Here is an 8,002-nt window from a genome sequence, read left to right as displayed (position 1 = left end):
CCCGGCGGCACCGGGTTCTTTGCAATGTCTGCCGGCATGTAGAAATAGGCAACCGATTGGCTGAAGGCGAACATGACGAGCAGCACGGCGGCAATGATGAAGCTCATGCCGCCAGCGATGATCGCCAGGCGTTTCTGCTTGCGCGTCATTCGCTCATTCCTTCCGTCGCAATCTCGAGCTCTCGCGCCAGGGCCAGCAGTTGCTTGCCTTGTTCGCTGTCGGCCGGAAACGCCGCCAGTCCGCGTTTCAGAGCTCCAACCGCACGATCCTTGTCCTTCAATACGACATAAGAGCGGACGAGCCGCAACCAGCCTTCGAGATTGTTCGGGTCCTCGGTGAGCTTCGCGTCCAGGCTTGCCACCATGCCCTGAATCATTTGCTGCTGGTCGCCAGCGTTCATGTTCTTTGCGGCCGCCGCGTCCGCCTGCGTCGGATTGCCCGGCGCATTCGCAGCGCCGCTCGGCAACGCGCCGCCATTCCTCGCAATATGCTCGGCAACAAGCGGGAGCCAGGGCGCGTCGGCGGGCGATTGCTTGGCAAGTGCCTCAAATGCGGTTTTCGCCTCGGCAGCCTTGCCGGCCTGCTCCATACTGAGTGCCAAGTAAAAACTTGCCTTTGGATTGTCCGGCTGCAGTTGAAGCGACTGTTCCAGTACCTTGCGCGCATCTTCGGTGACGACGCCGTCCGACTTGGCCATCAACGTCTCGGCGAGGCCATCCAGCCGTGCTACGCTTGGTCCCAGCAGGCGGATCGCATGGCGGTAGGCATTTTCTGCATCGGCAACGCGCATGGTGTTGAAGTAAATCGGCGCCAACACGTCCCAGCCCTTGCCGTCATCGGGATTCTGCACCAAGTGCCGCTCGGCCTTGGCGACCAGGATCGCCATATCGTTGCCAGGGTTCGCAAGTCGGGCTTCCAGCGGCTGCGACGGCAAATCCGGTCGCCCCACCAGAATGTAAAGACAGAGCCCGACGATGGGCAGCATCAGTAGCACGAAGGCTTCGGACAGACGGTGATGCTTCGAGAGGTTGCGATCGGTCACCGGCGCGGCCGACACCGTGATCAGCCGCCGGCCGATTTCAGCCCGCGCATAGTCCGCCTCGTCGGCTGAAATCAGTCCGCCGGCGAGGTCACGATCGAGTTCGCGCAACTGATCGCGATAGACGGCAGCCTCCCCGGCGCGCGTGTCATCGACCGCTTTGCCACCACGCAAAAGCGGATAAAGCAGAATTGCAGCGACAACCGCCGTCAGAGCGGCCACAAGAATCCAGAAAAGCATAGCCGCCAAATACTCGAAGCGAGCGCCTATTCCAACAAGCAAAGCCGCAATGACGATTATTTGAGGCGTTTGGCCGCAACACCGCTAGCGGTCAGTCTTACCGTCACCTGGGTTAGCCGAGCGGCGACCAGCTACCGTTGTCGTTTCGGCAGGCAGAACCGCGCGCCACCGTCTCCTTGCCGTCAATCGTCACGCTGTGGGTATACTGACGGCAATTCTGCGAGCCGACCTGATAGGGCGCAGCCGCGACGACCCTGCCGCTGACATTGCGTCCGCTCCAGACAACGGGCTGACCGACTGCTGCACCTTCCAAGGCACGATACTCGGCCTCGAGGGCGCGCTGGCGGTCGCTATCGCTAAGTTCCACGCCGCTGCGACCAATAATGCCGCCCTGCAACGCCGCAATATAGGTCGCCGAAGCCGGAGGTTTCCGCGAGAAGAGCCCGCCGGAGCCACCGCTCTTCGTCGATTGGCACCCAGACAGCGTCATAGCGACGAGAAGCGAAGAAACGATCATGCCTTGCGAACGTAGCATCATTCAGTCGAACCAGAATCAGGTGTGAATCTAACGCCGCCACACGTACACCGCGCCGTGTCGGCAATAAGGCAGAGCATGCTATGCAATTGCCTATCTCTATGTGACATCAAGCAGTTGCTCACGCAACATCCTTTGTGATGCCCGGCAAAATAAGGCGGGCCTTCAACCCGTTCCATTGCCCGCGGGATAGTTCGAGCCGTCCCTGATACTCGTTGGAAATCTCCGTCACGATGGACAGCCCGAGCCCGGTGCCCGGTTTGCTTTCATCCAGCCGCTTGCCGCGCTTCAGCGCTTCGCGGATCTGATCCGGTTCAAGCCCCGGTCCATCGTCTTCGACAACAAGCTCGACCCAGTGGCGACGCCCGCTCCCCTCCGCGCCCTTGATGTCTTCGGGCGCCTCTGTGACGGAGACGCGAACCTTGGTCGCCGCGAAACGGGCAGCATTCTCGAGAAGGTTACCGACGACCTCTTCGAGGTCCTGCTGCTCCATGGCCACCGCGAGATGCGGCGGCGCCACCGTGAGTTCGAATTCCTTGTCGACGTTCAAGCGCCGCATCACGCGCACCAGCCGTTCCAGCGCTGGTTCCGCATCGGTGCGGGCGAGTACGGATTCGCGTTGTGCGGCTATTCGGGCGCGGTTCAGATAGGATTGCACCTGACCCTGCATCGCCTCCGCCTGGCTGCGCACGAGATCACCGTGCGAGCGTTCCAGGACGCGCGCCTCGTTGAGCAGCACGGCAATCGGCGTCTTCAGCGAGTGGGCGAGATTGCCGACCTGCATGCGCGCCCGCTCGACGATGCGGCGATTGCTGTCGATCAGCGCGTTGACCTCGTTGGCGAGCGGCAAGATTTCGCGCGGGAACGCGCCTTTCAACTGCTCGCTCTCGCCGGCACGAATGCGCTCGAGCGCGGCGCGCGCCTTGTCGAGCGGCTTGAGGCCATAGAGAATGGCCAGTGCATTGACGATCAGACTGCCGACACCAAAGCCGGCCAGCGCCAGGTAAAGGCTGTGGGAGAAATTGCGAACGTCGTCTTCGACAACATCGACGTTGCCGGTAACGCGAAAACGCGCGGCACGGCCATCGGTATCCAGAACGACCTCGGTCTCGGCAACGTGGATACGGTTCCCCGAGGCATCGGTTACCTGGTAGTAGCGCTCGTAGTTCTTGTCGAAGGGCGCTTCGAGAACCGAGGGAACAGGGATCGAGACAGAGCCAAGTGACGGCGACACCAGCGGAGGGGCCGTGTAGGTGCCGAGCGGCTCGACGACCCAGTACCAGCCCGTTTTCGGCTGCGCAAAGCGCAGGTCGCCGAGCTGCGGACTTCCACTAAGCGCTCCCTGATCGCCGATGGTCACGGAATTGACGACGTTGTAGAGCTGGGCGCGCAACAGGTCCTGAAAGCCGCGCTCAGCGCTCTTCCGGTACAGCGTCGAGATCAGCAGGCCAATGACGACAAGCGCGACGGTTGACCATATCGTGGTCAGCAGGAGGACGCGTGCAGTAAGTGATTTAATTCGCATTGTTCGGCGCTTGGATGCGGTAGCCAAGCCCGCGCACCGTTTCGATCAGGTCGACGCCCATCTTTTTGCGAAGGCGCCCGACGAAAACCTCGATCGTGTTGGAATCGCGATCGAAATCCTGATCGTACATATGTTCGACCAGTTCGGTGCGCGACACCACTTCGCCCATGTGATGCATGAGATAGGAAAGCAGCCGGTATTCATGCGACGTCAGCTTCAGCGCGACGCCATTGACCGTGGCCTTCGAGCTCTTGGTATCGAGGCGCACCGGGCCGCAGATGATCTCGGACGAGGAATGCCCCGCCGCACGACGGATCAGGGCGCGGATGCGCGCCAGCACTTCCTCGACATGGAAAGGTTTGGTGACATAGTCGTCGGCACCGGCGTCGATACCGGCGACCTTGTCACTCCAGCGGTCGCGCGCCGTCAAGATCAGCACTGGCATGCCGCGACCTGCGCTGCGCCACTTCTCAAGCACCGTGACGCCATCCAGTTCCGGCAGGCCGATATCGAGGATGATCGCATCATAGGGCTCGGTGTCGCCGAGAAAGTGCCCTTCCTCACCGTCAAATGCCTGATCGACGACATAGCCGGCTTCCTTGAGGGTGTCGCTAAGCTGCCGGTTCAGGTTGACATCGTCTTCGACTACGAGAATGCGCATCGGTCCGCTTTACTCCGCTTGATCTCTTCGGCGTCTAGATAGGCCGATTCTGCCTACATCGGAACCTTGACGGTTACCTTACGCGGGCGCTGGCCGTTGCCCTGGACGAGAACGGTGATGATGCAGCTATCGCCCGCAGGCTGCACGGAAAGCAGCTGGCCTCCCGTTTTTTCCACAACCTCGCGCGCGGCCTCGCTGCAATCGCCTGCAACGCGCACCGTCAGGGTACGCGGATTATCCGGTGAGGGCGACGTTATCGCCAGCCCGGCGGCTAGCGCTGCGACGCTCAAGGGAGAGGCCATGTGCAATGCTTTCAATGGATACTAACTTGGCCCAGACTATGTACTCAAGCGACCTGAATGGCAAATGAATGCCTTGTAATCCCTGATGTTTAGAACAATTTTGAATTCGCGCCACGCGTGTTCGAAAATCCGGCGGAGCAAACGAGAGCGCCCGCTCGCCGCACGAGCCTCAACCGACGGATTTGATGGCTGCCTTGGCGGTCACCCGCTCATAAACGGCCAGCAGACCGCCAAGTGCGCCAGCTATATTCACGATCGAGTCCACCAACTGGCGGACAAGACCGCTGGGAGATTGGCGCCGTTCATAACAGCGGTCGCCGGTGCCGAGCCCAGGCCACCGTAGAGCAGATCGAGTTCGAGCGCCCGTGACCAGTCGAAACGGCCGACAACACCGCCGCAAGCGCGCTTGTTAGTGTGCCGATCCGTGCCGGGCGATCGAGGAGTACCCTGCCCTTGTATCCCTCCGCCGTGGCAGACGACGACAACCCGATCGATGTCCACGGCTTTGCAAAGGCCGCTCCACGGGCGAAGCTCGAGGGGTCGCTGCCATCGAATCGCGGCAGATCCATCCGTTGAATGATAGGAGAAAACAGGTTCGAACCGCCGCCGCCACTCGGCCTTCCGCCAACAATCGTCGCCACGGTACTGCCGACCGACGCCGCGAATTCGCGCGCTTCCACCTGGCGGGCATCGCCATCTTCGGCGCGGTTAATCAGGAAGCGACCTTGGGGTCCGCTGGGGAGTGTAACGATATCGCCCGTCTGGAGGCGCATCTCATTCGGCGGCAGCGAAAACCGGATGGAGCGCCTGGCAATGCGATTGTCGCGCAGTAACACCTCGGCAGCGGCAAGCGCCGTCTCCTCCGGCATGACGGTTGTGAGATCCTGCTGAATGATCCGGTTCGTCGATTACGCCACGCGATGGGAGCGGGCGCTCGCCTGCTCATAATCGAGGTCGAGATCGTAGAAACTCACCAAGGCTTCGGCCGCAAAATCACTGTCATGACCACGCGTTTCCTGCCATAGCGGCTCGTCTTGGCGGTCCACAAGAATTTCGACCGGCAGCGCCGGCAGGCTTGCCCGCATGCGGGAGCGGAAGCGCCGGAGCCCCGCATCTTCGATCGCATCGATCTGAAACGCTTCCAGGAGCGGCTCGATCAGGCTGCGTGCCGATGCAATATCACCCTGCACGTATCCCAATAGGTCCCCACTGACCTCCGATACGTCGAAATCGTCAAAGCCGTGATCCCGCAACAGTGCAGCCACGACCTCCGCCAGAGTGCCGCCACCGAGCCTGCCGTTCAGCCAATGTCCGATGCGCCAGTGGCACCGTCGCTCCATGTCGAGGTATTCTGCGGAAAGGACGGAAAAGGCCGCGCGTCCCACGACCAGACGAAAAGGTGCGCCGGGCCGACCATTCCGGGCGGAGGGCGACCACTGCCCCACCATGCATGATGCGCCTCCAGGAAACGCCGCTGCATGGCGTCGGCGCGAGTGCGGTTGGAAATATAGGGAACAGCACTTTCCGCCGACTTTGGATCGGCAAAGATGTTCGGCTGATTGGCGCCCTTATCGATGGCGCCGCAGCCGAGTTCGGTGAACCAGACAGGCTTGCTGCGCGGGATCCACGATGTCGCCGTCGGGATTTCCACGCCGCCAATCCGCTCATGATGCGGATTGGACCACCAGCCCGCGATGTCCTTGTAGCGGAAGACCCAAGACCTTCCGGCGAGCCCGTCCGAAATCGGGCTTCGCTCCCTCGCCCGGCGGGCCGCGTCACTCGCATAGTACCAAGCGAACCCCCCGCCCGACGTAATCGCCGTCGTCATCGCTTGGAGGTCATCGGCGGTCCGGAAACCGTCGGGGCTGGCGTTCGTAAGATCGTCGTCCCGCCAATCGGCGCGCGGCATATAGTTGTCGATACCGACGGCATCGATCGCCGGCGACGACCAGAGCGGATCGAGATTGAAATAGACATCTCCGCTGCTATCCGGCCCCGTCACCATGCCGAAATCGGGGACGATGATCTGCCAGCTCAGGATCGCCGCGTTGAAGAAGGTGTTCCGCACCAGGCCATCGGAGGCGGCATCCTTGAAGATGCCGGCCCGAGACCGACGCGCGCTGCACGCCGGCGCCGCCCAGCAGTTCACGCCAGCGCCCGGCGCTCTCGACGTCGGTGACGTCGACCGTTTCGGCATTGAAGGCGAGCCGTTTCGACCGCAGCCTTGCCACCGTCTCGTAGCTCGTTCCGTTGAATATCTTCAGGAGCAGGTCTTTGCCCTTCTGCGCCCACCATCGTCCTATCCCTTCGAGAAAACAGGCGCAGTCGGCGCCCATTGGTGTCATCCACTTGTCACTTTCAACCAGACGGCGAAGCTGCTACGACCTTGCGCCCCTACCCCGTTCGCTTCAAAGCCCGCCATGTCTCTATCCATCCCCCTGCGCTCGGTGCAGACAATTGCCGTGCTTGCCGTCACGCAGCTGATTGGCTGGGGCGCCACCTTCGATATGCTCGGTGTCATGGGACGCGTCATTGCGCCGGATCTCGGCTTGCCGAATGAGGTGGTCTTCGGCGGGCTGAGCATCATGATGGTCGTCAGCGCCCTTGTTGGCCCTGCGACGGGCCGCCTGCTCGCTCGACATGGAGCCGCGCGCGTGCTTGCCGCCGCCTCGATCGTCTTCACGATCGGCCTGCTGCTGTTGTCAGCCGCGCACGGCCTCGTCCTCTATGGACTTGCCTGGACTGCCATCGGTGCCGGCGGCGCCTTCGGTCTTTCAGCCCCCGCCTATACCGCCGTCGTCGAGCGCGCCGGGCCTGACAGCAAACGGGTGATTGCCATCCTGATGCTGTTTACCGGCCTTTCGAGCGCGATCTTCTGGCCGATCCTCAGCCAGCTCAACGCGACCGTCGGCTGGCGAATGACGTTTCTCATCTGCGCGGCGCTGCAGTTTTTCGTCTGCCTGCCGCTGCATCTTTTCGCCCTGCCGAAGCCGATTGCCTTTGCCGCAGATAGCAAAGCTACACAGGAAACGCCGGTGCCGCTTTCGCCAGCGGGACAACGCAAGGCGTTCTTACTGATTGCCGCGGCAACGACGATGTCGACCTTCGTCACCTTCGGGGTGTCGCCATCGCTGCTTGAAATCCTTCGCCAGTCTGGCGCCTCGCCGGCGCTGGCATTGCAGCTTGGTTCGGCGCGCGGCGTGATCGGAATTTCCGCTCGTTTCCTGGATATGCTCCTCGGCCGCTGCGGCAATCCGATCCTCAGCGCCGCAGTGGGCGTGAGCCTGATGGTATCAAGCTTCGTGATGCTGCTGCTGATCCCGCCCTCGACACCACTGCTCATCACCTTCATCCTGCTCTACGGCTTCGGCTCCGGTGTCATGACAGTTGCCCGCGCCCTGTTGCCGCTTGCGCTGTTTTCGCCGCGCGAATTCGGGCTGCAATCGGCCCGCCTGTCACTGCCGCAGAACCTCGCCAATGCCATCGCACCCGTCGTCTTCACGGCAATTCTCGACCGGGCCGGCGCTGGAACGGCAATCGCGACCTGCGCCGCGCTCGCCATCCTGTCGCTCGGCTTCGTGCTCATGCTAGCTACGCAGGTCAAGGCCGCGACCAGGGTGTACGAACCGATCTGAATGAGATGAAAGCAGCTGCGGCAATGGGCGAGACATTTGAGGTCCTCATCCCATCTTCGTTATAA

The 8,002-nt window shown here is 61.9% G+C and carries 7 protein-coding genes and 2 pseudogenes; 1 reads left to right on the top strand and 8 read right to left on the bottom strand.

What is annotated here, in order from left to right; all coding sequences use genetic code 11:
* From ATY79_RS10630 to ATY79_RS31430, 8 genes and pseudogenes are all read right to left on the bottom strand, one after another.
* The coding region (locus ATY79_RS10630; protein ID WP_189637999.1) for a cytochrome c maturation protein CcmE at positions 1–149 on the bottom strand (149 nt) is incomplete at its 3' end.
* The gene (gene ccmI / locus ATY79_RS10625) at positions 146–1,279 is read right to left on the bottom strand and encodes a c-type cytochrome biogenesis protein CcmI (protein ID WP_189637998.1); all 1,134 of its coding nucleotides are present in this window, start codon (positions 1,277–1,279) and stop codon (positions 146–148) included. The genes ccmI and ATY79_RS10630, both read right to left, overlap by 4 nt.
* 112 nt (positions 1,280–1,391) lie before the next feature.
* Complete coding sequence (locus ATY79_RS10620) at positions 1,392–1,817, bottom strand: hypothetical protein (protein ID WP_088692366.1); 426 nt, start codon at positions 1,815–1,817, stop codon at positions 1,392–1,394.
* Between the two features lie 118 nt (positions 1,818–1,935).
* Positions 1,936–3,339, bottom strand: coding sequence for a HAMP domain-containing sensor histidine kinase (locus ATY79_RS10615; protein ID WP_088692365.1), 1,404 nt, complete (start codon positions 3,337–3,339; stop codon positions 1,936–1,938).
* Entirely contained in the window at positions 3,329–4,000 is a 672-nt protein-coding gene (locus ATY79_RS10610) for a response regulator transcription factor (protein WP_007801211.1), read from the bottom strand. The genes ATY79_RS10615 and ATY79_RS10610 overlap by 11 nt, the downstream gene beginning before the upstream one ends.
* Before the next feature lie 53 nt (positions 4,001–4,053).
* Positions 4,054–4,302: a hypothetical protein gene (locus tag ATY79_RS10605; protein ID WP_018860059.1), complete on the bottom strand. Its 249-nt coding sequence runs from the start codon at positions 4,300–4,302 to the stop codon at positions 4,054–4,056.
* Between the two features lie 302 nt (positions 4,303–4,604).
* Positions 4,605–5,642 (bottom strand): annotated as a pseudogene (locus tag ATY79_RS31435) (phage tail protein).
* Positions 5,603–6,638 (bottom strand): annotated as a pseudogene (locus tag ATY79_RS31430) (phage major tail protein, TP901-1 family). Before ATY79_RS31430 ends, ATY79_RS31435 begins: the two co-directional pseudogenes overlap by 40 nt.
* A gap of 84 nt (positions 6,639–6,722) precedes the next feature.
* Here ATY79_RS31430 and ATY79_RS10580 point away from each other — a divergent pair.
* The gene (locus tag ATY79_RS10580) at positions 6,723–7,937 is read left to right on the top strand and encodes an MFS transporter (protein ID WP_088703797.1); all 1,215 of its coding nucleotides are present in this window, start codon (positions 6,723–6,725) and stop codon (positions 7,935–7,937) included.
* Positions 7,938–8,002: the final 65 nt, after the last annotated feature.

Source organism: Rhizobium sp. R693 (assembly GCF_002211315.1).
GTDB lineage: Bacteria > Pseudomonadota > Alphaproteobacteria > Rhizobiales > Rhizobiaceae > Rhizobium.
Note: the sequence above shows the minus strand (reverse complement) of the source record. Positions and strands in the feature narration are given on the sequence as shown.